General features: G+C 68.0%; 25 protein-coding genes, 1 tRNA gene and 1 pseudogene. 19 read left to right on the top strand and 8 right to left on the bottom strand.

The annotated features are described in order from the left end of the window. Window positions 1-87: 87 nt before the first annotated feature. From WD341_RS18385 to WD341_RS18375, 3 genes are all read left to right on the top strand, one after another. Window positions 88-234 carry a hypothetical protein gene (locus WD341_RS18385; RefSeq protein ID WP_368426945.1) on the top strand — a complete coding sequence of 49 codons (147 nt, stop codon included), beginning with the start codon at window positions 88-90 and terminating at the stop codon, window positions 232-234. A 188-nt stretch (window positions 235-422) separates the two neighbouring features. Further along, complete coding sequence (locus WD341_RS18380; protein ID WP_368426944.1) at window positions 423-2,150, top strand: Na/Pi cotransporter family protein; 1,728 nt, start codon at window positions 423-425, stop codon at window positions 2,148-2,150. Between the two features lie 91 nt (window positions 2,151-2,241). Further along, window positions 2,242-4,971, top strand: a complete 2,730-nt coding sequence (locus WD341_RS18375) for an HAD-IC family P-type ATPase (RefSeq protein ID WP_368426943.1) — start codon at window positions 2,242-2,244, stop codon at window positions 4,969-4,971. Between the two features lie 88 nt (window positions 4,972-5,059). Here WD341_RS18375 and WD341_RS18370 read toward each other — a convergent pair whose 3' ends face one another. Continuing rightward, a complete protein-coding gene (locus WD341_RS18370; RefSeq protein WP_368426942.1) occupies window positions 5,060-5,914 on the bottom strand; it encodes a universal stress protein in 855 nt (284 codons plus the stop codon). Between the two features lie 79 nt (window positions 5,915-5,993). Between WD341_RS18370 and WD341_RS18365 the strand changes: the two genes are divergently transcribed. Continuing rightward, window positions 5,994-6,524 (top strand): hypothetical protein, encoded by a 531-nt coding sequence (locus tag WD341_RS18365; protein WP_368426941.1) that lies wholly within the window; start codon window positions 5,994-5,996, stop codon window positions 6,522-6,524. Between the two features lie 130 nt (window positions 6,525-6,654). Then, complete coding sequence (locus WD341_RS18360; RefSeq protein WP_368426940.1) at window positions 6,655-7,410, top strand: class I SAM-dependent methyltransferase; 756 nt, start codon at window positions 6,655-6,657, stop codon at window positions 7,408-7,410. Between the two features lie 66 nt (window positions 7,411-7,476). On the opposite strand, the gene WD341_RS18355 is transcribed toward WD341_RS18360, so the two are convergent. Continuing rightward, a complete protein-coding gene (locus tag WD341_RS18355; protein WP_368426939.1) occupies window positions 7,477-7,761 on the bottom strand; it encodes an SRPBCC domain-containing protein in 285 nt (94 codons plus the stop codon). A 20-nt stretch (window positions 7,762-7,781) separates the two neighbouring features. After that, complete coding sequence (locus WD341_RS18350) at window positions 7,782-9,332, bottom strand: winged helix-turn-helix domain-containing protein (RefSeq protein ID WP_368426938.1); 1,551 nt, start codon at window positions 9,330-9,332, stop codon at window positions 7,782-7,784. Between the two features lie 139 nt (window positions 9,333-9,471). Here WD341_RS18350 and WD341_RS18345 point away from each other — a divergent pair, with 139 nt between their 5' ends. After that, on the top strand, window positions 9,472-9,834 hold the full coding sequence (locus WD341_RS18345) for a hypothetical protein (RefSeq protein ID WP_368426937.1): 363 nt from the start codon (window positions 9,472-9,474) through the stop codon (window positions 9,832-9,834). Window positions 9,835-10,241: 407 nt separating this feature from the next. On the opposite strand, the gene WD341_RS18340 is transcribed toward WD341_RS18345, so the two are convergent. Continuing rightward, window positions 10,242-11,327 (bottom strand): hypothetical protein, encoded by a 1,086-nt coding sequence (locus WD341_RS18340; RefSeq protein ID WP_368426936.1) that lies wholly within the window; start codon window positions 11,325-11,327, stop codon window positions 10,242-10,244. Between the two features lie 137 nt (window positions 11,328-11,464). Between WD341_RS18340 and WD341_RS18335 the strand changes: the two genes are divergently transcribed. Next, window positions 11,465-12,946 carry a ferric reductase-like transmembrane domain-containing protein gene (locus WD341_RS18335; protein WP_368426935.1) on the top strand — a complete coding sequence of 494 codons (1,482 nt, stop codon included), beginning with the start codon at window positions 11,465-11,467 and terminating at the stop codon, window positions 12,944-12,946. Window positions 12,947-13,205: 259 nt separating this feature from the next. Here the strand turns inward: WD341_RS18335 and WD341_RS18330 are convergent, their stop codons facing one another. Then, complete coding sequence (locus WD341_RS18330; RefSeq protein ID WP_368426934.1) at window positions 13,206-13,997, bottom strand: potassium channel family protein; 792 nt, start codon at window positions 13,995-13,997, stop codon at window positions 13,206-13,208. Between the two features lie 173 nt (window positions 13,998-14,170). Between WD341_RS18330 and WD341_RS18325 the strand changes: the two genes are divergently transcribed. Next, a complete protein-coding gene (locus tag WD341_RS18325) occupies window positions 14,171-14,470 on the top strand; it encodes a hypothetical protein (protein WP_368426933.1) in 300 nt (99 codons plus the stop codon). Window positions 14,471-14,521: 51 nt separating this feature from the next. On the opposite strand, the gene WD341_RS18320 is transcribed toward WD341_RS18325, so the two are convergent. Beyond that, on the bottom strand, window positions 14,522-15,562 hold the full coding sequence (locus WD341_RS18320) for a DUF21 domain-containing protein (RefSeq protein ID WP_368426932.1): 1,041 nt from the start codon (window positions 15,560-15,562) through the stop codon (window positions 14,522-14,524). 193 nt (window positions 15,563-15,755) lie between these two features. Between WD341_RS18320 and WD341_RS18315 the strand changes: the two genes are divergently transcribed. The 3 genes and pseudogenes from WD341_RS18315 (at window position 15,756) to WD341_RS18305 (ending at window position 17,239) form a co-directional block, all read left to right on the top strand. Further along, the gene (locus WD341_RS18315) at window positions 15,756-16,136 is read left to right on the top strand and encodes a hypothetical protein (protein WP_368426931.1); all 381 of its coding nucleotides are present in this window, start codon (window positions 15,756-15,758) and stop codon (window positions 16,134-16,136) included. A 276-nt stretch (window positions 16,137-16,412) separates the two neighbouring features. Beyond that, window positions 16,413-16,607: pseudogene (locus WD341_RS18310) on the top strand (helix-turn-helix domain-containing protein); the annotation flags it as partial. Window positions 16,608-16,660: 53 nt separating this feature from the next. Continuing rightward, complete coding sequence (locus tag WD341_RS18305) at window positions 16,661-17,239, top strand: DNA cytosine methyltransferase (protein WP_368426930.1); 579 nt, start codon at window positions 16,661-16,663, stop codon at window positions 17,237-17,239. A gap of 170 nt (window positions 17,240-17,409) precedes the next feature. Here WD341_RS18305 and WD341_RS18300 read toward each other — a convergent pair. Both WD341_RS18300 and WD341_RS18295 read right to left on the bottom strand, forming a co-directional pair. Further along, a tRNA-Ser gene (locus WD341_RS18300) sits at window positions 17,410-17,498 on the bottom strand. 85 nt (window positions 17,499-17,583) lie between these two features. After that, window positions 17,584-18,882, bottom strand: coding sequence for an oligosaccharide flippase family protein (locus tag WD341_RS18295; protein WP_368426929.1), 1,299 nt, complete (start codon window positions 18,880-18,882; stop codon window positions 17,584-17,586). Window positions 18,883-19,133: 251 nt separating this feature from the next. Between WD341_RS18295 and rplU the strand changes: the two genes are divergently transcribed. The 8 genes from rplU (at window position 19,134) to rlmH (ending at window position 25,201) form a co-directional block, all read left to right on the top strand. Continuing rightward, window positions 19,134-19,448: a 50S ribosomal protein L21 gene (gene rplU, locus WD341_RS18290; RefSeq protein ID WP_368426928.1), complete on the top strand. Its 315-nt coding sequence runs from the start codon at window positions 19,134-19,136 to the stop codon at window positions 19,446-19,448. 25 nt (window positions 19,449-19,473) lie between these two features. Further along, window positions 19,474-19,755 carry a 50S ribosomal protein L27 gene (gene rpmA, locus WD341_RS18285; RefSeq protein ID WP_368426927.1) on the top strand — a complete coding sequence of 94 codons (282 nt, stop codon included), beginning with the start codon at window positions 19,474-19,476 and terminating at the stop codon, window positions 19,753-19,755. Window positions 19,756-19,869: 114 nt separating this feature from the next. Continuing rightward, entirely contained in the window at window positions 19,870-20,925 is a 1,056-nt protein-coding gene (obgE, locus tag WD341_RS18280) for a GTPase ObgE (RefSeq protein WP_368426926.1), read from the top strand. A gap of 7 nt (window positions 20,926-20,932) precedes the next feature. Further along, window positions 20,933-22,090 carry a glutamate 5-kinase gene (proB, locus tag WD341_RS18275; protein WP_368426925.1) on the top strand — a complete coding sequence of 386 codons (1,158 nt, stop codon included), beginning with the start codon at window positions 20,933-20,935 and terminating at the stop codon, window positions 22,088-22,090. 49 nt (window positions 22,091-22,139) lie between these two features. Beyond that, window positions 22,140-23,456 (top strand): glutamate-5-semialdehyde dehydrogenase, encoded by a 1,317-nt coding sequence (locus tag WD341_RS18270; RefSeq protein WP_368426924.1) that lies wholly within the window; start codon window positions 22,140-22,142, stop codon window positions 23,454-23,456. Continuing rightward, window positions 23,453-24,178 (top strand): nicotinate-nucleotide adenylyltransferase, encoded by a 726-nt coding sequence (locus WD341_RS18265; RefSeq protein WP_368426923.1) that lies wholly within the window; start codon window positions 23,453-23,455, stop codon window positions 24,176-24,178. Before WD341_RS18270 ends, WD341_RS18265 begins: the two co-directional genes overlap by 4 nt. Before the next feature lie 137 nt (window positions 24,179-24,315). Further along, window positions 24,316-24,630: a ribosome silencing factor gene (gene rsfS, locus WD341_RS18260; protein ID WP_368426922.1), complete on the top strand. Its 315-nt coding sequence runs from the start codon at window positions 24,316-24,318 to the stop codon at window positions 24,628-24,630. A gap of 100 nt (window positions 24,631-24,730) precedes the next feature. Then, window positions 24,731-25,201, top strand: coding sequence for a 23S rRNA (pseudouridine(1915)-N(3))-methyltransferase RlmH (rlmH, locus tag WD341_RS18255; RefSeq protein ID WP_368426921.1), 471 nt, complete (start codon window positions 24,731-24,733; stop codon window positions 25,199-25,201). Window positions 25,202-25,254: the final 53 nt, after the last annotated feature.

Genomic DNA, 25,254 nt, shown 5'->3' with positions numbered 1-25,254 from the left:
GGTCGGGCAGTCTCCCGCGTTTGCCGGCCGCGGCGCAATCGCCGCGCGGTTCCAGTCGCTGTGGGGCATCGAAGCGTCGCTCGCCCGGTGCACGCGATCCCCGGGCCGGCCGACCCGACCGCCCACTACATCGCCCTGCGCGCCCTGCTCGAGACCGACGCCTCCTCGGCCGGCGACGTCGGCCTGCAGCTCGGTGCGGCAACCGCCGTCGGAGCGCTGGCTGCTGGCCCATGAGAGCTGGAGCCTCGAGCCACGGTCGGCGCAAAGGAAGCTCGCGACCGCTTAAGGCTTGCGCCGCGCCCGGCGAGACGGTTTTTTCGGGTGCGGGGGGCAAAGGAACCGGGAGTCGGTGCCGGCGCGCCGCCGACCGTCCGGAGTTCGCTCGTGCCGTTCCGCCTCTCGCTTCCGCCCGCCGTCCGCCGATGATCCCGCAGGCGACAATCCTGCAGGCGACGATCCTTCACTGGGCCGAGGTGATCGCGGGGCTCGGCCTGTTCTTCGCCGGCATGGAGCTGCTGTCGGGCAACCTGCGCAGCCTGACGAGCCGCCGCTTCCAGCGGGCCGTCGCATCCTGGACGAAACGGCCGGGCCAGGGCTTCCTCTGGGGCCTGCTGGCCGGCGCCGTCACCCAGAGCAGCGCGGTCGTCACCTTCGTCGTCGTCGGCCTCTTGATGGCAGGCAACCTGACGGTGCGCCGCGGCCTGCCGATCCTGCTGGGCTGCAACCTCGGGGTCGGCGCCTTGCTGTTCGTCGTCTCGCTCGAGGTCGGCACCGCCGTGTTGCTGCTGGTCGGCCTGGTCGGCATCGGCGTCACCCTGGACCGCCTGCAGCGCTGGCGGACCCTGCTGTGGGCGCTGTTCGGGGTCGCCCTGCTGTTCGTGGGGCTCGACTTCGTGCGCAGCGGCAGCGCGCCGCTCGCCGAGACGGGACTGCTGCGCGACGCCCTGGCGGCGACCGCGGACTCGGCGCTGCTGGCCTTCCTGATCGGCGCGGCGCTCAGCGTCGCCGTGCACTCCTCCCTGGCCGTCGCGGTGCTGGCGATGTCGCTGGCCGCGGCCGGGCTGTTCGGCTTCGAGACCGCGGTGATGGTGATCTACGCCACCAACTTCGGCTCGGGGCTGCGCATCCTCTTCCTGTCCTGGAGGCTGCGCGGCGAAGCGCGCCAGCTCGCGATGTTCCAGGTCGCGGCAAAGGTCGCCGGCTGCCTCGTCTTCCTGCCACTGTTCTTCCTGGAGCGGGCGACCGACTGGCCGCTCGCGCTGGCGCTGATCGAGTGGCTGAGCCCGGACGCCGACCAGCGCATCGCCTGGGCCTTCCTGCTGTTCAACGGCGGCGTCGCGCTGCTGCTGCTGCCGCTGCTGGCGCCGGCCGCGCGGCTGCTGGCCCGCGTCTGGCCGCGCACGGCGGCCGAGGAGGCGGCGCGGCCGGCCTTCCTCGGCGACTACGCCCTCGACGACCCGGAGCTGGCGCTCGACCTGGCGGCGCGCGAACAGCACCGCCTCTACCTGACGATCCTCGGCCTGCTCGACCCGCTGGTCGAGGAGCGGCAGCCGGCGCCGGGCCCGGGGCCGGACGGGCGGGCGGCGCGCGAGCTGCTGCGGGTCACCCAGGGTTTCCTCGATGACCTCGGCCGGCAGGCGATGACGCCGCGGCAGTACGAGCGCTACTACGCCCGGCTCGACGCCCAGGGACACCTGGAGGGCCTGCTCGCCGACGTCGGGCGCTTCGCCGAGGTCCTGGCGCGGCTGGAGGCCAGTGCCGGCGGTCGCCGCCTCGGCCACCTGCTCGGCCACTCGCTGCACGCGGTAATGCACGCCTGCGCCGAGGCGCTGACGCCCGAGGCCGGCCCGGAGGAGGTCGCCCAGGCCCGGGCGCTGACCGCCGACCGCGGGCCGGTCCTGCGCAGCGTGCGCGAAGGCTACCTCGGCGACAGCGCCCGGGCCGAGGAGCCGACGCTCGCCGGCGCCATGCTGACCGGCTTCTCGCTGTTCGAGCGCCTCCTCCTGCGCCTTGGCGCGCTGCTGGCGCGCCGCGCCGGGCCGGGAGAGACCCGGTCGGGGCATGGCTTGTCGCGGACACGGGAAGAGGCGGCGGAGGGGATCCCGTGTCTACCTTCTCTGCTTGCGGAATTCACTAAGGAGCGATCCTAGTTGGCGGCAGGAATCCGGTCGCTCCGATGGTCTGGATGCCTATCATGAGTGCCCCTCCCTTGATGTCGCTCGCTGGTAGAGAAGACCCAAGATGCGCGTTGCCCCCAACTCGGCCAGCCAAACAAGGCCTCAGCCAGTTCGCGCTGCCCACGCACGAGATGCGGCAAGCGTTATAGCCGACCTGGCCTCGACCTCGCGTGGCCTAAGCGCCACAGAGGCCCTGGAGCGGCTTCGACAGCATGGCCCCAATGCCATTCCTTCTGGCACCCGCCGCCACCCCGTCCTGCGGTTCCTTTCACAGTTCAAGAATGCGCTCATCTATTTCTTGCTTGCCGGCGCTGCGGCGGCGGCGGCGCTGGGGCATTTCGTCGATGCCGGGGTGATCCTTGCTGTTGTCATCGTGAACGCGATCGTCGGGTTCCTGCAGGAGGGCAAGGCCGAGGACGCGCTGGCGGCGATCGGCAACATGATTGCGCCACATGCGAACGTACTCCGCGACGGGATGCGAAGCAGTGTCCCGATGGCGGACCTCGTCCCAGGCGATGTCGTTCTGATCGAGGCCGGCGATCGCGTCCCCGCCGAGTTGCGTCTGTTGCGAGCCCGCAGCCTGCGCATCGACGAGGCGATCCTGACAGGCGAGTCGGTGGCGGCAGCCAAACACGCCGATCCCGTAGCTGAGGACGCCCCGCTGGGAGACCGGCGCTCGGTGGCGTTCTCCGGCACTCTGGTCGCCTCGGGGCAAGGTACGGGTGTCGTCTTCGCGACCGGTCTCGACACCGAGATCGGGCGCATCAGCGAACTCCTGGGCAGCGTCGAGGAACTGACCACGCCGCTTCTGCGCCAGATCAATCGCTTCGGCCGGCGGTTCACGCGGTTCGCCTTCGCCGGGGCGGCGGTGCTGTTCGTCTTTGCGGTCGGTCTGCGGGGCTTCAGCTGGGACGAGGCGCTGATGGCTGTCGTCGCCCTCGCCGTCAGCCTCGTCCCCGAGGGGTTGCCCGCCGTCATCACGATAACTCTGGCCATCGGCGTCCAGCGAATGGCGGCGCGCCATGCGGTGATCCGCCGCCTGCCGGCGGTGGAAACGCTCGGCGCGACGTCTGTCATCTGCTCCGACAAGACCGGAACGATGACCCGCAACGAAATGACGGTCAGGCGCGTCGTCACACCCGGACAGGCGATTTTCGTCGAAGGCTCCGGCTACAATCCGGGCGAGAATCGGCTCTTTGAAGAAGGCGGACTGCACGGTCCCGAAGGCCATGCGACGTCGCTTTCGCTAATCCGCGCCGGTTTGTTGTGCAACGACGCCCGGCTGCGGACCAACGGGGCGGAGTGGCATGTCGAGGGGGACCCGATGGAGGGGGCGCTCGTCACGCTGGCGATGAAGGCTGCGTTCGATCCCGAGAACGAGCGCGCGGAGTGGCCGCGTCTGGACGAGATCCCCTTCGATGCCGAGCATCGGTTCATGGCGACGTTGCATAAGATGTCTTTCGCCGAACACGTTGTCCTGGTCAAAGGAGCTCCTGAAGCCGTGTTGGCCATGTGTAGCCGGCAGGAATCCACGGAAGGTGCGACGGCGCTCGACGCGGGCTTCTGGTCGGAACGGATTGCCGAAGCCGCGGCGCAGGGCGAGCGGGTTCTGGGCTTTGCCATGCGCCATATGCCTGAGAGCGCCGAGCGCATCGATTTCGTCGATGTCGAATCCGGACTGACGTTCCTCGGCATCGTGGGTTTCATCGATCCGCCCCGTGACGAAGCGATCCGTGCCATCGCAGAGTGCCGTACGGCCGGGATCGGGGTGCGCATGATCACCGGTGACCATGCCGCCACAGCCAAGGCCATTGCGCGTCAGCTGGGCCTGGGCGATGACCCGGCCGTGCTGACGGGAAACGATCTCGACCGACTGTCGGGTGAGGCATTCGCGCAGGCCGTCCGCGACACGGTGGTTTTCGCCCGTACCAGCCCCGGGCACAAACTGCGCATCGTGCAGGCGCTTCAGGCCGAAGGACGAGTCGTCGCCATGACCGGCGATGGGGTCAACGATGCGCCTTCGCTCAAGCAGGCCGACGTGGGCATCGCGATGGGCCTCAAAGGCACCGAGGCCGCCAAGGAAGCCTCGGAAATGGTTCTGATGGACGACAACTTCGCCTCGATCGTCGCCGCAGTCCATGAAGGCCGTACCGTTCATGACAACATCCGCAAGGTGGTCGGCTGGACGCTACCCACCAACGGCGGCGAGGCGCTGACGGTCATCGTCGCGATCCTGTTCAGCTTCGCGATGCCGATGACACCGGTCCAGATCCTGTGGGTGAACCTGATCCTTGCCGCGACGCTGGGCCTCGCGCTTGCCTTCGAGCCGTCCGAGCCCGGCGTCATGCGCCGCGCCCCGCGCCGCCCGGATGCGGGACTCCTGACGCCGTTCATCCTGTGGCGAGTCTTCTTCGTCTCGCTCCTGTTCGCGGGGATTTCGCTGGGGGTGTTCTTCTGGGCGCTCGGCGAGGGACGCGATCTAGACACGGCACGTACGATGGTGGTGAACACGCTGGTGGTGCTGGAGATCTTCTATCTGTTCAGCGTGCGCTTTCTGCACATGACGTCTCTGACGCTGACGGGGGCAAGGGGTACGACGGCCGTGCTGGTCGCGCTCTTGGTAGTAGTGGCCGGACAGCTCGCCTTCACCTATCTGCCGATCATGAACACCATCTTCGGGTCGCGCCCGCTGACGATTGCGGAAGGGGCACTGATCGTTGCCCTGGGGGCGGCGAGTTTCGTGCTCCTGGAGGTTGAGAAGCACTTCCTCCGCGGCCGCTTCGCGAACGAGTAGCGGTGGCCAGCTCGGCCATGCAATCTGGCGACGACCCGGCTGAATGGGAGCCGCCGATCGGCCCGCCATCGATACGGCCCAGCAGCAGCTATTCCGTCGGCGGCACCGCAAGAATGTCAATGTCGAGGCTTCCCATCAGCTCCTGCGCGACGCTGCCCAGAAAAAGGCGCTTCACCCCGGATAGGCCGCGCGTTCCGATCACCAGAAGATCGGGCTTCGCCTGCTCGACAACACCGACAATCGCCAGGGCGCCGAGCCCCTCGACGATGCGCGCACCGTAGCTCAAGTCGCCAAGGCCAAGTCCCCGGATGAACTCGGCGACCTCGCGGCGGATGGCCTGGAACTCGCGCTCAGCTTCCTCCCTGACGCGGTCCTCCGCGACACCTGCAAAGGTCATCATCTGCCGGGTGATTGGTGCATAAGCATGGACGAAGCTTACCTCGGCGCCATCAAGCAAACCGAGGGCCTGTGCCTTCCGGGCCGCCACCGCCGAGGTCTCTGACATGTCGATGGCGATGAAGACCTTCTTCCAGCGTTCACCGGTCATGGCGTTGGCCATGAGCACGGGCCGACCTGCGGTCCGGGTGACGCGTTCGATGGTGGTGCCGACAAAGACATCGCGCAGGAACTGGCGCCGATGCGCACCCAGAACGATCACATCGGCGGCGCGCTCCCGAGCCACTTCGCTGATGATCTGGAAGGCATCCCCCGCCCGGCTGAACACCTCGCACTTGTCGGGTTTCCCGAAGCTGCCGACCTGCGCTTCGAGCAAGGCCTCCGCGCTTCGCATCTCCTCGTGCATGCGGGCTTCTGGCTGATCGTCCTCGACGACATGCAGGACCCCGAGTCTCGCTTCCTGGGCCTGGGCAAGCTGCACCGCACGCCAAACAGCGGGTTTCGAGCGGCTCGACAGGTCAGAGGCGGCTAGGAGGGCTCTCAGCATGGCAGTGTCGCCTACGTGTAGCTCGATCGCATGCGAGTATGGCGGGCTGACCTCGTCTTTGGAACCCGGGTCGCACTTGTTGGAGCAGCTCAGGGGCGCTGACGACCTCCTCGAGGATCTCGGCTGTCAGGCGAGGACGCGGCGGCAATACGAGCGCTACTACGCCCGACTCGACGCCCAGAAGCGCCTCGATGACCTGCTCGCCGACGTCGAGCGCTTCGCGGAGGTCCTGGCGCGGCTGGACGGCAACGCCGGCGGTCGCCGCCTCGGCCAGCTGCTCGGCCACTCGCTGCACGCGACGATGCACGCCTGCGCCGAGGCGCTGTCGCCCGAGGCCGGCCCGGAGGAGGTCGCCCAGGCCCGGGCGCTGACCGCCGACTGCGGGCCGGTGCTGCGCAGCGTGCGCGAAGGCTACCTCGGCGACAGCGCCCGGGCCGAGGAGCCGACGCTCGCCGGCGCCATGCTGACCGGCTTCTCGCTGTTCGAGCGCCTCCTCCTGCGCCTCGGCGCGCTGCTGGCGCGCCGCGACGGGCCGGCAGAGACCCGGTCGGCGCATGGCTTGGCGCGGACACGGGAAGAGGTGGCGGAGGGACAGCCCTCGCTCGGCTGAGCCTTCATCTCGCAGTCTTCGCCGTGCGAGCGTGAGGTATCGTCGGACCCGTCGATACGCATGACTTGGGAAACGGCATCAGGCGCGGAAACAAATGGACCATCCGCCTTCCGACATCGGGGGACTCTAAATGGACGACTTTCAGTTGCTCGTGGATCTGCACAGGGACGCGGAGCGCCAGGGTCCCGGCGGCGAAGCGGAGACGCGCCTGTCGATTGCCCTCTCGGGTCTCTCGGCGGCCAAGAACCTGAGGATCGCCGATATCGGCTGCGGTTCCGGTGCCTCTACGCTCGTTCTGGCGAAACACCTTGAGGCACAGATCACGGCGGTGGATTTCATCCCGGACTTTCTTGCCAAGCTGGAGGTGGAGGCCGCGCGCGCCGGCCTCGCAGGCCGGATCAGAGCGCTCGCGGGGTCGATGGAGGCGCTGCCGTTCGGAGAGGCGGAGCTCGATGCCATCTGGTCCGAGGGCGCGATCTACAACATGGGCTTCGAAGCCGGTGTCGCTGCCTGGCGGAAACACCTGAAGCCGGGCGGCATCCTGGCTGTCTCCGAACTGACCTGGCTGACCCGTGAACGGCCGGCGGAACTGCAGGCGCACTGGCAGCGCGAGTACAGCGAGATCGACACGGCATCCGGAAAGCTCGCGATCCTCGAAAAGCACGGATTCTCACCCTTGGGTTACTTCGTGCTTCCCGAGCGTTGCTGGCTCGACAACTACTACGGGCCCATGGAGCAGCGGTTCGCCAGCTTTCTGGAGGCGCATGGAAACTCGGATGCCGCGTTCGCGCTCGTGGAAGCCGAGCGGCACGAGGTTTCGCTTTACGAGCGGTACAAGGCCTTTGTCGGTTACGGATACTACGTCGCCAGGAAAGTCGCCGGCTGAGGGGCCACGGATCGCCTATCCCGCCGCGACGCCTGCGTTGATCAATTTTCTTGATTGATTGTCCGGCTACTGATTGATTTCGGGCTCGACGAGTTTCTTGAGCTTCTCCAGGCACTCCTGCCAGCCGAGATAGCAGGCTTCGGCGGGAATCAGGTCCGGCACGCCTTCCTGCACGATCGTCATGTCGGTGCCGACCGAGACCGCCTTGAGCGTCACGGTCACTTTCATCTCGCCGGGAAGATTCGGATCGTCGAATCTGTCCGTGTAGACGAGCCGCTCGCCCGGAACGAGCTCGAGATAGGTTCCACCGAAGGAATGGCCGTCACCGGTCGTGAAGTTCCGAAACGACATCCTGTGCTACGGGATCGGGATCAGAACCCCTGCCGGTGCAGTTCCGTCGTAATGCGCGTCCGGGAGGGGGTATCGCGTGTCGGAAAGGCGGCGAAGTAATCCGCCGCCGTGGCATCGGGCTTGCGGCGACGCACCTCCCGCCGCCAGCGGGCCGCCTGGTCGTAACGGCCGGCCAGACCGTTCGCGGCAACCGCAATCATCGCGATCAGGTAATGCGCCCCTGGTGTGGTGGCCGCGCGGTCGGCCCAGTGGGCCGCGGCCTGATGGTCCTCCTGCTGGATCAGTAACTGCGCACGGACGCCGTGGATGCCGTAGAGCAGCGGATCGAGCGGGCTGAGATGCAGCGAGGTGTCCAGCGCAGCCACCGTCCGAGGCGCGTTCCCGGTCAGCATCGCGGTGAATGCCGAGGCATAGAAGCCCTGCGCGTAGTTCGGGTTCAGCGCCGTCGCCCGCGCCAGCCAGGCGGCGGCGACTTCGGGATCGTCCGTCAGCCAGAACGAGCGTCCCATGGTGAAGTTCGCGAACGGGTCGAGGGCGTCCAGTTCCAGGCTGCGCTCGGCATGGTGCCGCGCGGCGCTCGCCGCGGCTTCTGGATCGGCGCTCAGGCGCAGGAAGGCCTCGATAAAGCTGGTGAAGGACAGACCCGCGTGGGCGCGCGCGAACTGCGAATCCGCCGCGACCGCCCGTTCGAATCGGGCCTTCGCAAGGGCCGTATCGCCCGGCGTGAAGCGGTAGAGATGACCGAGGCCGACATGATAGTTGGCCCAAGCATCGAGCCCATCGGGGCCGTTCAGCCGCGCCTGGCGCGCCTCGTTGAAGGGTATGTATGTCTCGAGCGCCGCTACCAGATGCGCCACGATGCGCGCCCTCAGATCGTCGATCTCGTCGAGGCGCGCCGTGAGCCGGTCGGCCCACAGAACATCGTGCGCGTTGGTGTCGGTGAGCTCCACCGTCACCGCAACGGTGCGATCCCGGCTTTCGACGATCCCGGACAGGACGTAACGCGCCGCGAGCGCCGTCGCCACCGGATCCAGATCGGCGGTGGCTGGACGGAAGCGGAAGGACGAGCCTCGCGCGATCACCGCAAGCCAGCGCAGTCGCGATAGCGCCTGGATGATCTCGTGCGGGATTGCTTCGCCCAGGATGGCAAGCTCGGGTGACATGGCGAGCGGCTGGAACGGCAGCACCGCAATCGAGGGGCGTCCCGCCGGATGCTGGGGCGGCTCGCTGACGGCAGTGGTCGAAGCCGCTTGCGCCGGCGGCAAGATTGTCACCTCCGGGATGAAGCGGAACCCACGGCCATGCACGGTGCGGACCACCGCCTGTCGTGCACCGTCGTCGCCCACCGCCTGCCGGGCCGAGCGGATGCGGCTGGAAATGCTCGCGTCCGAAACCGCCTGACCCTGCCAGACAGCCGCGACAATCTCGTCCTTCGTCACCATGCGGTCGTGGTGTCGGACAAGATGGATCAGCAGGGAAAGCACCTGCGGCTCGAGCCGCACCGGCTGTCCGCAGCGGCTGAGCTGGAAGCGCTGCGGGTCAAGTCGGAAGTCTCCGAACGTCCATGTCATGCGTGAGCATACAGCGCGATCTTTGCCTTCTGCATGATTTCTTCAGGACTCCGTCAAGCACGCCCTCAGCGAAAGCGTAGGCTCAACGACCTCGGCGAAACGGACCGGCACTCGTCCCTAAGCAGAACGGAGCAAAGCCATGAGTACGATTGAGATCAGACGGTTCGAAACGCCCGACCAGCTCCTCGACATGAAAGAGCGCGGCGGCATTTCCATCGTCAGGATGGGCGATGGCAGCGCAGGAATGCACGCGATCTTCGAGCCCGGCTGGACCTGGGAGGCTGACGAGAAGCCGCTGCTCGGCTCGCCTGACTCCTGCCCGATGCGGCACACCGGCTACTGCATCTCGGGCAGCCTCATGGTCCGCATGGTCGACACGGGTGTCGAGACACGCATCGGCGTAGGTGATTTCTTCGAGATTCCGCCGGGCCATGACGCCTACGTCGAAGGCGCCGACCGGGTCGAACTGATCCTGTTCGCGCCGCCCGAACACCAACACTGACGGCCAGTCACTTCCATTTGGTTCACCCTGAACGAGCGTGGAAAGCAACATGATACGCGCCCTAACATGTGACGCAATTTCACGGCAGGGGGACGGCGTTGATGGACAAGTCGTTCATGACCTGCGTTGATCTTCAACCGAACGCGCTGCACGTCTAATGAGTAAATGAGGTTCAAGCTTTGGAACCGAATGCGAGCGACGCTCTCGATCCCTCGGGTGTCGACGGAGGGGCAGGGGTGGGGCCCGACGTTCTTTGGGGCAGGGGTGGGGCCCGACGTTCTTTGATCGGCAGAATCCGCCTTCGTTGCTCACCGTGCAGCCGCAGGAAGTGCTCAACGGCTCGTCACGCCCGTCGGAAGAATTCGATGCCGCTCAGAACGGCGTCAGACGGTTCGCTTGGCTGACCGTCAGGGCCGACGCAGCGTGGCCATGTCCATGGCGATCCGCGCCGACAGGCTTTCAAGGCTGTCGTAGAGCAGCTGCATCGCATAGGGCGGATTGTGCGTGTAGGCCCCCGGATCCTTGGCGACGAACTGATAGTTGTAGGCGGCTTTCAGCAGTCGCGGTGTCCAGCTTGCATAGCGATTGGCCATCGCGGCCTCTTCGCTGGAGATTCGCCCGTCGCCGTCGGTATCGTTGAAGAAGTAGGGGAATTTCCCGGATGCGTACCCGATGGGTGTTCCGCTCACCTGGAGGGCATAGGCCTGAATGGCCCGATAGAGGCTCTCGTGCAGACCCATGATCTCCGAATGGATGCCGCCGTGCGCCTGGCCGTCCCCGTCGAAATCCCCGTGCCGTGTGCGGATGGCACGGAGGTCCTCCACCCCACGGTGACAGCTCAGGCAGCCTTCGGTCTCGACCCGCGTCGAATGCGCGTCATGGCAGGATACGCAGGTGCTGGCGCTGGGCACGTGGGCGAAGCGACCGACATAGGTGCGTCCGGGATACTGGAAACCTCCCCGCACCGCGGAGCCGTGCAGGACTGCGGCGGCCACACCGTAGTGGACGTTGATGAAGGTCAGCTCGGCCGATACCCCGTCCTCCTCCAGCCCTTCGGTCGCGGAAACCACGGCATCGCCCGACTGGCGACCCTGATGGCAGACGGTGCAGACCGCTGACCTGCCGATCCCCTCTACCGTCTCGCCCGAGGGAAACCGGATGGCCTCCAGCGCATGGGCGGCCGCGGTGTGGCAGGAAGCGCAGCCGATCGGGGAATTGATCGCCGCCGGACGCTCCACGACGAAGGGCGTGCTGCCGTCGGCGCCCAGATAGTCGATGAAGCCCGGCTCGGAATGGCAGGCCGCACAGGCCTCGGGGACAGCGCCCGCCTCGTTCCAGTACGTGAAGGACGGAGAGCTGTAGTTGCCATGGGGCGAAGCAAGCCAGGCTTCGACGAGATCGGCCAGCCCGACTTCGGCGCGCGCGGCGGGCAGAAGGGGCAGCGCCGAGACGGCGACACAGACGATAGCTCGCAGTAAGCGGGCGCTGAGCATATGCCGTCCATTCCGCTCGGTTTGACCGGATCGACACTAGCATGGCTCACCCATCGGCCATAGAGTCGCGCCGAAGGATTGCCTTGGCAATCCTGTAGTATCGGCGCCTTGTTGCCGAGACGCAGAGGTCCGTTCCCATGGCTGAATCCGTGTCCGACGGCCGGGCTGGTCAGTCCGGCGGCACAGATCCTTCGCGGTTTTCTGCAGCCGCCCTTGGAGTGCTGTATGTGCTGTTCTGCCTGGGGCCGCTGGGCCTGGCCCTGACACGGCGCGCCGCACCCGCAGGTCCCTGGGAGTACGCGGCGGCCGGGCTCGGGCTCGCCGGCCTCGGCGCGATGGCGGCGCAGTTCGTCACGTCCGGTCGGTTCCGGATCGTGTCCCGGCACCTCGGCATCGACAAGATCATGGCCTTTCACAAGATCGCGGCATGGTGGGTGCTTGTCGCGCTGATGCTGCATCCCTTGGCCTATGTCGTGCCGACATGGCTGGAAAATCCCGGTCTCGGGGTCGAGCGGTTCGAGGCCTATCTGACGCTGCCCCGCTACCGCAGCGGTCTGATCGCCCTTGCCGCGCTGGCGCTGCTCGCGGCAACTTCCGTGCTGCGCGACCGGCTGCCGTGGCGCTACGAGCTTTGGCGTGCCAGTCATGTCATCCTTGCGTTGGCGGCGGTTGGCGGCGGCCTGCATCACGCGGTTGCGGCTGGGCGGTTCAGCCCGATGGGCGCCGTGCAGGGCTTCTGGTGGGGTGTCGGCGGCGCGGTCGTTGCCGTCATGGCCGTGCTCTACGGATGGCGCTGGCTGCGTTTGCGGCTCCAGCCATGGCGACTGGCATCGGTCACGAAGCGAGCCGACCGTCTTTGGGAACTGGACATCCAGCCCGCGCCGGGCACCCGGCCGCTCGGCTATCGCGCGGGCCAGTTCGTCTGGATGACCGAAGGGACACGCCGCTTCCCGCTGTTCGACCATCCCTTCTCACTTGCCGACAGCCCACTCCGTCCGGGGTTGAGTCTGATCGTCAAGGAGGCGGGAGATTTCACCCGGCGGATCGGCTCCCTCGCCCCCGGCACGCCCATCGGAATCGACGGTCCCCATGGCGACTTCACGCTCGAGGACCACGAGGGCGAGAGCATCCTGCTTCTGGCTGGCGGCGTCGGCATCGCCCCGATCATGGGGCTCCTGCGCGACCTCGCCGCGCGTCGCGACCCGCGCCCGATCCGCCTCGCCTACGCCGCCGGCCAACCCGAGAACTTCGCCTGCCTGCCCGAAATCGAGGCGGCCCGATCCCGTCTCGACCTGCAGGTGACGCTGCTGAGTGAAGAGGGCGGTCCCGGGTGGAACGGCTCGGTCGGGCGATTGGACCGCGGCCGGCTGGAGCGGATGCTCGAAGGGCTCGACCCCGCGCGCAGCGTCGCGCTGATCTGTGGCCCCGGCCCCATGGTCACCGCCATCTCGGACAGGCTGCTCGATCTGGGCATGACGATGGAAAGGGTGATCTACGAGCGCTTCGACTATTCCGACGGCGGCGCGTCGCGCCAGGACCGAAGACGCCGGCGCCGCTTTCTGGGCATCGGGGCCGCGCTGACGCTCGGCGTGGCGCTGTTCGCGACGTTGCTCTCCTGAGATCGGACCACAGCCGGTAAGAGCCGGGAAGATCAGTCGGGGTGGTGTTCCCCGCGAGCGCAGCCCAGAAGGTGCGTGCCCGAACCGCCCGTCTCACGGGCGTTTCAGTCGCGTGTCCCTCGAGCGGGGACCGCTGTACGGGGTGAAATGGCGGAGGGGATGGGTCTGATTTCCAACCTTCTTCACCTTAAGTATATGATAAATAATGATAAAACTTCCGCGTCCATGGCCGCGCAATAGCAGTTCGGCGACGGCGCGTTCAGCTCAACGCCGACCTTCGCAACTCCTCGCGCAACGCCGCGATCTCCTCCCGCAGTGCAGAGATCTCGCGAGAACCGGCGACATCGCTGTCCGGTGCCGCGGCCTCCTGACCGATGAAGAAGGTTGCGAGGCTGGCGGCGATATAGCCGAAGATCGCGAGGCCGTAGATCGATAGGAGCAGCGCGAGCACCCGGCCCTCGGGCGTCAGGGGCCAGAAATCCGACCCGGTCGTCGTCACCAACATCGCCGTCCACCAAAGTGCGTCAGCATAGCCGGAGAAGCCGCCGCTGACGTCGCGTGCGGGTTCGAAGGCCAGCATTCCACCCGCGCCCAGCAAGATGACAACCGCAGTGGTGGCCAGCACATAGCCGAGCCCACGGCGGTCGAAGCTTTTCTGCAGCGCAATGAAACCGCGATTTGCAGTGCCGACGATCCTGACAAGCCGCAGCCCGCGGCTCAGGCGCAGCAGGCGCAAGGCGCGCAGGAACCGGAAGGCGGGCGCGATGAGGGCGATGATCGTGATCGGGTTGCGTCGCAGGAACTTGATCTTGCGCGGCGCCAGGGCGAAGCGCAGCAGGAACTCGATGATGAAGATGATCCAGATGATGGTGCCGAGCAGTTCGAACACGCCCGAGGTCGTCCAGACCAGTTCGACGATGACGAGGCTGAGCCAGATGAACGACAGGACCAGCATCGGTCGCTCAAGCCAGTCTTCGAGCTGCGTCAGCACTTCCCAGCGCTCGCGTTCTTCCTCCGGCGCATCGGTCTGCGGGTCGGGTGCCTCTTTCATGGGTCTCTCCTTTTGGAACGTCAGAAAAATCCCTGAAAGTCTGAACACGTTCCCGATCGGGCTTCATCCGCTCAGTATCGGGTCTCGCACCACGGCAGATGCCGTTCTTCTTGCGGCAGCGTGACGCTGCATGGCGATTGTGCCGCGTTGGCCGTCGTTGCAAGGTCCGTCTCATGAGGAAACTCATTGCCCTCTGGTCCGGCGACCTTGCTCTCGACGAGGCCTTTTGGACCTGGACGGTGACGGTGGGTCTGCTGGTCAATGTCGCGACCAGCATCCTGTTTCTGGTGCTGGTCCTCCAGGACCAACCGCTGGCCGCCGTGCTGGTCGGCTACGGTCTCTCGGTACCCTACAACATCGTCGCGACCGTCGGGGTCTGGCGTTCGGCCGCGCGCTACGGCGGTCCGTCGCTCCATGCGGATCTGGCACGCATCGTAAGCGTCATTCTGATGGCGGGCCTGACGCTGACATGAGACGTGCGTCTTGTCGCAACTCAAAATTCATCCCGTGGTGCCGTTCGCCGCTCAGGGACTTGGCGCATCCATGACTGCAACCTTCTCGTGCTCGCCCATGCCGCTCAGCAGGCATCTGAGGACGTCCGACCCGGTGATCATCCGCTTCACCCCCGGCGACCAGAGCAGCATGACCGTTTCGTCATGGCCGGCGTCCTGCGCGCGCAGCGTGGCAAGGATGCCGAGGGCTTTGTCGAGGGTTTCGGTCGGCCTGGTGACCACCGCCGGGCGATGGCAGTAGTCGATGAGCCCGACATCGCTCCCGAGGACCAGAAAGTCCCGCAGGAAGGCATTCGCGTTCAGCAGCAGGCGCGGCTTGCCTTTCTCATCCTGCAGGACGATCCACTTTTTCCGCGACGCGGCCAGCTTACGGACGAACGGATCGTCTTGCGCGCGGTCGATTGCGGGGAAGACCGGCCGATCCTCATCGAAGGGCAGTTGGACGATGCTGTTGGGATCGAGAGGTTTGCCCTGATCCTGCACGACGAGGTCGTCGAGCGCGAGGAAGTTGATCGCTCCGATTGCCTCCACGCGCCCCACCTCGCTGCCGGTATTCACCGCGTGATAGCGAAGTATGTTGTGCAGCTCGCGTTCACGGAACCAGGGGACGCTTTCGGTGCCGACCCATGCGTCCAGAAGAAGGGCTGTGGGCTTTGCGAGGGGCCAGAGCAGGATACGGTAGAACCGCAGAACCGGCGCAAAGATCGCGACCGCCCGGAGTGCATTACGGGAGAAATAGGCCTGAGGCCCGATCTCACCCAACGCGGTGATGACGACGGTGGAAAAGAGAAAGGCCAGCACACCCGCCATCACGGAATCCGCCAACATGGTCAGAAGCACGTTGATGGCGACATTGCCCATGAGGATTGTGACGAGCGTGAAGTTCGCATCGCGCCTGAGCTCGAGGGCACTTGAAGCGGTGTTGTCGCCCGCTGCGGCCGCCGCCTCGAGCCGGAGGCGGCTGAGGCTGAAGACGGCGATGTTCGAGCCGGAGAACAGGGCCGATTGCGAGACGCAGAAAGCGATCCCCAACCAGATCAGCGCGTCGTTCATGAGATCTCCTTTCAATACAAGGTGAACCGGGGGCCACGCCAATGGTCCCGGCGGTAGGATAAGAATAGCGCAGGAAGCGCGTGAAACGGACCTTATCGTGGAATTCTGCGGATACTGAGCACCCGCTTTGTACCGTTGCTTGCCAATCCTACCCGGTGCTGGCCACGAAGCAACGGGCCGCATCGATATCGGCTTGCAGACAGCATGGGGATTCAGCGGCGTCGTCGAGCAGATGGTGCGTACCGGGGAAGGACTTGGTGAGCTCGCCGCAGGCCTCCTGCATGGCTACGCAATGGCCAGCCATGTAGCTCATGCGGATTATCTGGGAATTGGGATGGTTATGGAGCGCGAGCACCGGTCCGAGGTCCGACGCGCCGCCATTCACTACGCGCATGCAGCTCGCGTGATTTCAGATCAGTTATGGTACAGCGCTTTTCGATTGATCGCCGCGTATCGCTTCATCGAAGAGCCCCGAACAGAGATCCTTGAGTTGATGACGGACAAGTCAGAGCTATCACAGATACTTAGAGAGGCGCAGGCTGAATGGTATCGCATTGAATCTAAGTATAAATAGCCTTGACCGTGCCGCGAACGGTCATGAGTTGCGCCGCGGCGAACAGGAGCTCTCTCCCCGTTTCTCTCTTCGCCAAGACCGAGCTTCGGACCAAGATGGTCGAGCCATCTAGGCCCCCTAGTCGCTGGCGCCTCTCATCAAGCCGCGCCCCACCCGAACTCCCCTAATCCGATCAAATCCTACTGAACCCAAGAAGACCAGCATCATTCCGGTTTATTCTTGACCGACCGGATGAGATACTCGGGCTCTGCACTAGGCTGGCTGTTGAAGGGCCGCATCATGTCCGATCGCTGGGTCTCCGTGGAGGAGATCGCTGAATATCTCGGTGTCAGTAAAGACACGGTCTATGGGTGGATCGCGAAGAAAGACATGCCGGCCCACAAGGTGGGGAGGCTTTGGAAATTCAAGACCGACGAAGTTGATGACTGGGTGAGGCACGGAAAAGCATCGGACGATCAAAAGGAAAGCGAAGCGACCGAGGCCAATTCACAGAAGGGGAAGAATGCGAGGGGGAGAGAAAACGGATGGCTGATGTCGCATGCGTCGACCTTTTCTGCGGGGCCGGGGGTCTCACGCATGGCCTCATCTCGGAGGGCATCAGGGTCGTCGCGGGTATTGACGTCGATGAGGCATGCCGTCATCCCTTCGAAGCCAACAATGCAGCGCGCTTCATCAACGAAGACGTGGGGCGCCTCGCTCCGAAAAACCTCAAAGAGTTGTTCGGTAGCGCCGAAGTCCGGGTGCTCGCTGGTTGCACACCCTGCCAGCCTTTCTCGACCTATGCCCAGCGCTACGATGTCGTTGGGAGCCCCCGTTGGGGTCTGCTCTACCAATTCGGACGACTGATAAAAGCTACACGTCCCGACCTGGTCACGATGGAGAATGTACCTTCGGTCGCCAAGCACGCCGTGTTCGACGATTTCGTCGAGACCCTTGCTGGCGTCGTTGGCCATATTCAGCGCCGCACTGACTTGGGCTCGGCCGCCACTGCACCGTTTCCCCTATCGCCCTTTGGTTCCGCTTCGGTCTCCGCTACCGAATTTCGACGCGAAAAGGGCGCTTACGGACAAAAGACAAGTCATTGCAATAACTGCGCTTTTTGAAAGCGCCCTTCTGAGGGCAAGGGGCGCTCGAAGAGAGACGCGGGCGATTTGGAGACCCGATTTACGTAAGACGCCAGTCTCCGAGGGGCGGATGGCACCGCCAAGTTCCTTTGAAACAAAAAGAAAAAAGGCCCCGATCGGGGCCCTTGGTCGGATTCGGTATCTGAATGTGGCGGAGGGGGTGGGATTCGAACCCACGGTACCCAGAAGGCACACTCGATTTCGAGTCGAGCCCGTTCGACCACTCCGGCACCCCTCCGCCGGGGTCGAAGGCGGCGGAAACTAGCCCAAGCCCAAGCGGCCGACAAGCCCGGAAAGCGGGCGCCGCCGCGGGGGCCCGGGTCTCAGCGCCGGCGCGCGCGCAGCTCGCGGAGCAGGTCGCCGAGCACGGCCAGGTCGTCGGCGTTCGGCAGCGCCAGCATCGCCAGCGAGAGGCCGAGCCTGAGCCAGGCCCGGCGCAGCATGTAGAGCAGGCCCGCGGCCTCGCCGACGGCGATAGCAGCCGCCGCGCCGACGATGCCGAACAGCGGCAGCAGGATGGCGAGGCAGAGCGCCTGCAGTACCAGGTTCAGGCTTTCGGCGCCGAGCGTCGAGACGTTGTCGCCGTGCGCCTGCAGGCCGGCCGTCGCCATCCGCCGCGTCCCGACCAGCAGGCCGCCGACGAGCAGCACTTGGCTCGCCGGCACGGCGGCGGCGAAGGCCTCGCCGAAGATCAGGGGCACGAACCAGGGCGCCAGGGCCAGGCCGACCGCCGTTGCGGCGCCGCTGCACACCAGGTTGAGCTTGAAGTAGCGGGCGAAGATCAGGCTACGCTGCCGGTCGTCCTCGGCGTTGGCGATCTTCGGGAAGGCGAGGCGCGACAGCGTCTGCGCGATGATGCCGACGGCGCCGTTCATCGCGCCGGCGACCGCGAAGAGGCCGAGCTCGGCGGCCGGCAGGTGCAGGGCGACCGCCGCGCGGCCGAGGAACTGGTTGGCGATGCCGGCGAGGCCCGCCGAATGAACGCCGACGGCGTAGCCGAGCATCGGCTTGAGGTCGGCCGCCGAGGGGCGAAGCTCGGCGCCGCCGACCGACCCGCGCGCGCGCCAGAGCAGGGCGGTCATGACCAGGATCCGGCCGAACAGGAAGGCGGCCACGAAGCCGAGCACGCTGGCGCCGACGAACAGCAGGGCGATGCCGATGCCGAGCAGGTAGCCGGCGGGCTGAAGCGCGCGGATCAGGTTCCACTCGATCAGCCGCAGGCGGCCCTGCTGGGCGCCCTGGAGGATCGTCGTGGCGTGGCCGAAGGGCGTGAACAGCAGCAGCGCCCAGGCTGCCGTCATGGCGCCCGGCGAGGCGTCGGCGAGCAGGCGCGGCAGCAGCAGGATGCCCGCCACGATCGCGAGCAGCGCCAACGGCTGGCTGAGCAACAGGGCGAGCGCCGTCAGCCGCTGCTCGCGGGCGCGCTGGCGCGCCATGCGGTAGACCAGGGCCTGGTCGAGGCTGAGCACCGAGATCGAGGCGATCAGGGTGCACCAGAGCAGGACGGCCGCCAGCTCGCCCCGCCCCTCCGGCAGCAGCAGCCGCGCCGCCAGGACGCCCGTGGCGAAGCCGCAGAGCTGCATGAAGCCGGCGACAGCAAAGGCTACGACGATATCGCGCACGGGTTCCTCGGGCGCTCGCGGGCGGCGGACGGCTGCCCGGCCTGCCGCGGCCTGCCGTCACGGCGGCCATTGGTCCTGCCCCGGGGGCGGCTGTCAATCCGGCCGCAGAGTTCGGCGGCCGGATCCTGTGGACCGGAACGGCAGAGGGCCAAATCCGTTGACACCCGGCGCGTGCTCCGTATAGTGCGCCCTCCCGTGCGGGCCTTTCGGGTTCGCGCAACCGTTTTACATGCCGTGCGAGTTCGGAATCGATGTACGCAGTCATTAAGACCGGCGGCAAGCAGTACCGCGTCAAGCAGGACGATGTGCTGACTGTCGAGCTACTGCCTGGCGAGTCGGGCGACACCTTCAACTTCGACCAGGTGCTGATGGTTTCCGGCGAGTCCGGCGTCAGCGTCGGCAGCCCGTTGCTCTCGGGGGCGAGCGTCTCCGCCGAGGTCGTCGGCCCGGCGCGCGGCGAGCGCCTGATGATCTTCAAGAAGAAGCGTCGCAAGCACCATCGCCGCAAGATGGGCCATCGCCAGGACCTGACGAAGGTGCGCATCACCGGCATCTCGGCCGGCTGAACTCGACGGAACTGGGAGCAGAAGCATGGCTCATAAGAAAGCAGGCGGCAGCTCGCGCAACGGGCGCGACTCCGCGGGCCGGCGCCTCGGCGTCAAGAAGTTCGGCGGCGAGCAGGTCGTCCCCGGCAACATCATCGTGCGCCAGCGCGGCACCAAGTGGCACCCCGGCACCAACGTCGGCCTGGGCAAGGACCACACGATCTTCGCGCTGGTCGACGGCCAGGTGACCTACTCGAAGCGCGCCGGCGGCAAGACCTTCGTCTCGGTCCAGCCCGCAGAGGTGCCGCAGCCGGAGGCCGCCGAGTAGGCTGCGCCGTACCCGTGGTTCGAGAAAAGGGGATTGGCGCGCCAATCCCCTTTTTTGTTGTCCGCCGTCCCGCCTTCCCACTCACCGTCACGACCGCCGAGCCAGCGCCCAACCATGAAGTTCCTCGACGAAGCCAAGATCTTCCTGAAGAGCGGCGACGGCGGGCCGGGCGCCTGCTCGTTCCGGCGCGAGAAGTTCATCGAGTTCGGCGGTCCCGACGGCGGCGACGGCGGCCGCGGCGGCCATGTCCTGCTGGAGGCCGTCGAGGGCCTGAATACCCTGATCGACTTCCGCTATCGCCAGCACTTCAAGGCCCCGACCGGCCGCAACGGCGCCGGCCGCGACCGTACCGGGGCGGGCGGCGAGGACCTGGTGATCCGCGTCCCCGTCGGCACGGTGGTGCTGGCCGAGGACAAGGAGACGGTGCTGGCCGACCTGACCGAGGTCGGCCAGCGCTTCCGCCTGGCGCGCGGCGGCGACGGCGGCTTCGGCAACGCCCACTACAAGACCTCGACCAACCGCGCGCCGCGCCGCGCCGACCCCGGCTGGCCGGGCGAGGAGCTGTGGGTCTGGCTGCGCCTCAAGCTGATCGCCGACGCCGGCCTGGTCGGCCTGCCGAACGCCGGCAAGTCGACCTTCCTGGCGGCGGTCAGCCGGGCCAAGCCGAAGATCGCCGACTATCCCTTCACCACGCTGCACCCGAACCTCGGCGTCGTCGGCCTCGACGAGCGCGAGTTCGTGATGGCCGACATCCCGGGCCTGATCGAGGGCGCCCACGAGGGCGCCGGGCTGGGCGACCGCTTCCTCGGCCATGTCGAGCGCTGCGGCGCGCTGCTGCATCTGGTCGACGGCACCCAGGAAGACCCCGGCGGCGCCTACCGGACGGTGCGCGCCGAGCTCGAGGCCTACGGCAGGGTGCTGGCCGGCAAGACCGAGCTGGTCGCGCTCAACAAGATCGACGCGCTCGACCCCGAGGAACGGGCGGCCCGACTGGAGAACCTGGCGGCCGCCTGCGGGGCCAGCCCCTTCGCCATCTCCGGCGCGACCGGCGAAGGCGTGCGCGACGTGCTGCGCGCGCTCTGGCGGGCGATCGAGGCCGATCGCGAGGCCGAGGCCAAGGCCGACGAGCAAGAGCAGGCCGGCGACGCGCCGGTCGTCTGGACGCCCTGAGGCGGCCATGGCCGAGAGCCCGCTCGCCGAGGCCCCCGAGGCCGGAAGCCAGAGCCAGCCGCCCCTGGCGCGGGCGCGGCGCCTAGTCGTCAAGATCGGCTCGTCCCTGCTCGTCGACGATAGCGGCCAGGTGCGGCGTCCCTGGCTCGAGGCCCTGGCCGCCGACCTCGCGGCGCTGCGCCGGGACGGCCGCGAGGTCGTCGTCGTCTCCTCGGGCGCGATCGCGGTCGGACGGCGCCTCCTCGGGCTGACCCGCGGCGCGCCGAAGCTGGAGGAAAAGCAGGCCGCCGCCGCGGTCGGGCAGATCCGCCTCGCCCACGCCTACGAGGAAGCCCTGGCGCCGCACGGCATCACCGTCGCCCAGATCCTGCTGACCTTCGCCGACACCGAGGAGCGGCGCCGTCACCTCAACGCCCGCAGCACGCTGACCACCCTGCTGCGCCACGGCGCCCTGCCGGTGATCAACGAGAATGACACGGTCGCAACCGCCGAGATCCGCTACGGCGACAACGACCGCCTGGCCGCCCGCGTCGCCGCCATGATCGACGCCGACGCGCTGGTCCTGCTGTCGGACATCGACGGGCTCTACACCGCCGACCCGCGGCGCCGGCCCGAGGCGCGCCACCTGGCGACGGTCGAGGCCCTGACGCCGGAGATCGAGGCGATGGCCGGCGCGGCGCCGACCGGCTACTCCTCCGGCGGCATGGTCACCAAGCTGGCCGCGGCCCGGATCGCGCTCTCGGCCGGCTGCAGCATGGCGATCGCCAACGGCCGCACCCTGCACCCGCTCGCCGCCCTGGCGGCCGGGGGCAAGGCGACCTGGTTCCTGGCGCAGATCGAGCCCCGCCAGGCGCGCAAGCGCTGGATCGCCGGCTCGCTGATGCCCTGCGGCAGCATCACCGTCGACGCCGGCGCGGCCCGCGCCCTGGCCGCCGGCAAGTCTCTGCTGCCGGCCGGCGTCACCGCCGTCGCCGGCAGCTTCGAGCGCGGCGACCCGGTGCGCGTGCTCGACCCGCAGGGCCGCGAGCTGGCACGCGGCCTCTCGGCCTACTCGGCCGGGGACGCGGCGCGGATCGCCGGCCACAAGAGCCGGGACATCGAAACCCTGCTCGGCTACCGTGGCCGCGAGGAGTTGATCCACCGCGACGACCTGGTGCTGGGTTGACCGGCGCCGACCCGATCGAAGTCGGGCCGAGACGAGGGACGGGCGAGCGATGAAGGCCGAAGCCGCGCTGAAGCAGGAGCCAGGCACCGAAGCCGCGACGGCGGCGGCGCCGGACCTGGCCCAGGCGATCGCCGAGCTCGGACGGCGCGCCAAGGCTGCCGCCGCCGTGCTCGCGCAGGCGCCGGGCGAGCAGAAGGACCGCGCCCTGCGCGCCGCCGCCGCCGCCATCCGGGCCGAGGGCGCGGCGATCCTGGCGGCCAACCGGGAGGACCTCGAGGCGGCCAGGGCCAGGGGCATGAGCGGCGCGCTGCTCGACCGCCTGGAGCTGACACCGGCCCGTCTCGAGGCCATGGCCGCGGGCCTGGAGCAGATCGCGGCGCTGCCCGACCCGGTCGGCCGCACCCTGGCGCAATGGCGGCGCCCGAACGGCCTGGAGATCGCCCGCGTCTCGGTGCCGCTCGGCGTCGTCGGCATCGTCTACGAGAGCCGGCCGAACGTCACCGCCGATGCCGGCGGCCTCTGCCTCAAGGCCGGCAATGCGGCGATCCTGCGCGGCGGCTCGGAGTCCTTCCATTCCTCGGGCGCGATCCTGGCCTGCCTGCGGCGCGGCCTCGCCGAAGCCGGCCTGCCGGCCGACGCGCTGCAGAGCCCGGCGACCACCGACCGCGCCGCCGTCGGCCACCTGCTGCGCCTGCATCAGTACCTCGACGTCATCGTCCCGCGCGGCGGGCGCGGCCTGATCGAGCGGGTCATGGAAGAGAGCCGGGTGCCCGTGCTGGCCCACCTCGACGGCCTCTGCCACACCTACCTCCACGCCGGCGCCGACCCCGAAAAGGCCCGCGCGATCACGGTCAACGCCAAGCTGCGCCGGGTCGGCGTCTGCGGCGCCACCGAAACCCTGTTGGTCGACCGCGCGGCGGCGGCGGACCTGCTGCCGCCGATCCTGGAGGCCCTGGCCGCCGGCGGCTGCGAGCTGCGCGGCGACGCCGCGGTCCAGGGGCTCGACCCCCGGGTCCTGCCGGCCGAGGCCGCCGACTGGGACACCGAGTACCTGGCGCCGATCCTTTCGGTGAAGACGGTGGAGGGCCTCGAGGAGGCGATGGCGCACATCGCCCGCCACGGCTCGCACCACACCGACTGCATCGTCACCGAGGACGCCGCGGCGGCGGAGCGCTTCCTGGCCGAGGTCGACTCGGCGATCGTCCTGCACAACGCCTCGACGCAGTTCGCCGACGGCGGCGAGTTCGGCATGGGCGCCGAGATCGGCATCGCCACGGGCCGGCTGCACGCCCGCGGCCCGGTCGGCGCAGAGCAGCTGACCAGCTACAAATACCGGGTGCGCGGCAGCGGACAGACGCGCCCTTGAGCGAGCCGTGCGGCCCGCCGCCGGCAGCGCCGCCCGAGGCGCTGCGTCTCGGTGCCCGGCCGCCGCTGACGCCGCGCCGCCTGGCCGCCGCCCTCGGCGGGCGGCTGCCGCAGCGCGGCCAGCGCATCGGCCTGCTCGGCGGCTCCTTCAACCCCGCTCACGACGGCCACCTGCACATCAGCCTGCTGGCCCTGCAGCGCCTGCGCCTCGACGGCCTGTGGTGGCTGGTCAGCCCGCAGAACCCTCTGAAGCCGGCCGCCGGCATGGCACCGCACGCGCTGCGCCTGTCCCGGGCTCGCGCGCTCGCCCGGCATCGCGACCTGACGGTGACGGGCATCGAGACTCTGTTCGGGACCCGGGCAACGGCGGACACCTTGACGCTCCTGACCCGATACTTTCCCGGGGTCCACTTCGTCTGGGTCATGGGGGCGGACAACCTGGCGCAGATCGCGCGCTGGGAGCGCTGGCAGCGAATCTTTCACACCGCCGCCATTGCGATTTTCGACCGTCCTACCTATTCTCATAGGGCGTTGGCGGCCAAGGCTGCCCGGCGGTTCCGCAGGGCGCGGGTGGTCGGACGGGCGACGAGCGAGCTGGCAGTGCAACCGCTCCCCGCCTGGGCTTTCCTCCCGATCCCCCTGTCGACCCTGTCGGCCACGGACTTGCGCCGCCTCGAGGGGACCAAGGGTCAGGCGTCCGCTGCGGACAGCCTGCGATCGTAAGGAGAAGGCGAGCCATACCCACCAAATCCCTGGCGCTCAGCGCCGAAAGCCAGCCGCTCTTCGCGTACGAGCCGGCTGGCGCCGCCCGCGGCAAGGACGTCGATCCCGGACAGCTGGTCGAGATCACCCGCGGCATTTTGGACGACGGCCTGGCGGAAGACGTCGTCGTCATCGACCTTTCCCAAAAAAGCAGCTTCACGGACAGCCTGGTGATCGCCAGCGGGCGCAATCAGCGTCAGGTCGGGGCGTTGGCCGATCGCCTGCAGCAGGCGCTGAAGGCGGCGACCGGACTGCCGGTCCCGGTCGAGGGCATGCGGAACTGCGACTGGGTGCTGGTCGACGCCGGCGACATCGTCGTCCACCTGTTCCGCCCGGAAGTGCGCGAGTTCTACAACCTCGAGAAGATGTGGGGCATGGCACCGGCGACGCCGAGCCCGGCCCCGCAGGCCTAGGCGGTCCCTCCCAGGCGGACGCCTGGGAGGCCGGCAGCCGGCCGCCTGTCGGCAGGTCCCCGAGACCGCGCCGGACCCCTCGCTGCAGGGCCTCCTCGCCATGCGCCTCTCCCTTCTGGCGGTCGGCCGCCTGCGCGGCGGGCCGACCGCCGCGCTCTACGACGACTACGCCGGCCGCCTGCGCGGCCAGCCGCTCGGCCCGCTGACTCTGCGCGAGGTCGAGGAGAAGCGCCCGCTGGCCGCCGAGGCGCTCAAGGCGCGCGAGGCCGAGCTGCTGCTCGCCGTCTGCCCGACCGGCGCCCGGCTGGTCGCGCTCGACGGCGGCGGCCGGGCGCTGGCTTCGGCAGCCCTGGCCGAGACGCTCGGCCGCTGGCGCGACGAGGCCGTGCCCGAGACGGCCTTCGCGATCGGCGGTGCCGAGGGCCACGGAGCGGCCCTCCTGGCCCGCGCCGACCTGACGCTCTCGCTCGGCCCCATGACCTGGCCGCACCTGCTGGTCCGCGTACTGCTCGCCGAGCAGCTCTACCGGGCCGACTCGATCCTGTCCGGCCACCCCTATCACCGCGCCTGAGGCGCCGCGGCAAGCAACCGGCACCCTTTATCGTCGGGCCCGGCGAGGCTAAA

Origin of the sequence: Tistlia sp., from assembly GCF_040905785.1 — a bacterium.
Taxonomy (GTDB): Bacteria; Pseudomonadota; Alphaproteobacteria; order Kiloniellales; family DSM-21159; genus Tistlia.
Note: the sequence above shows the minus strand (reverse complement) of the source record. Positions and strands in the feature narration are given on the sequence as shown.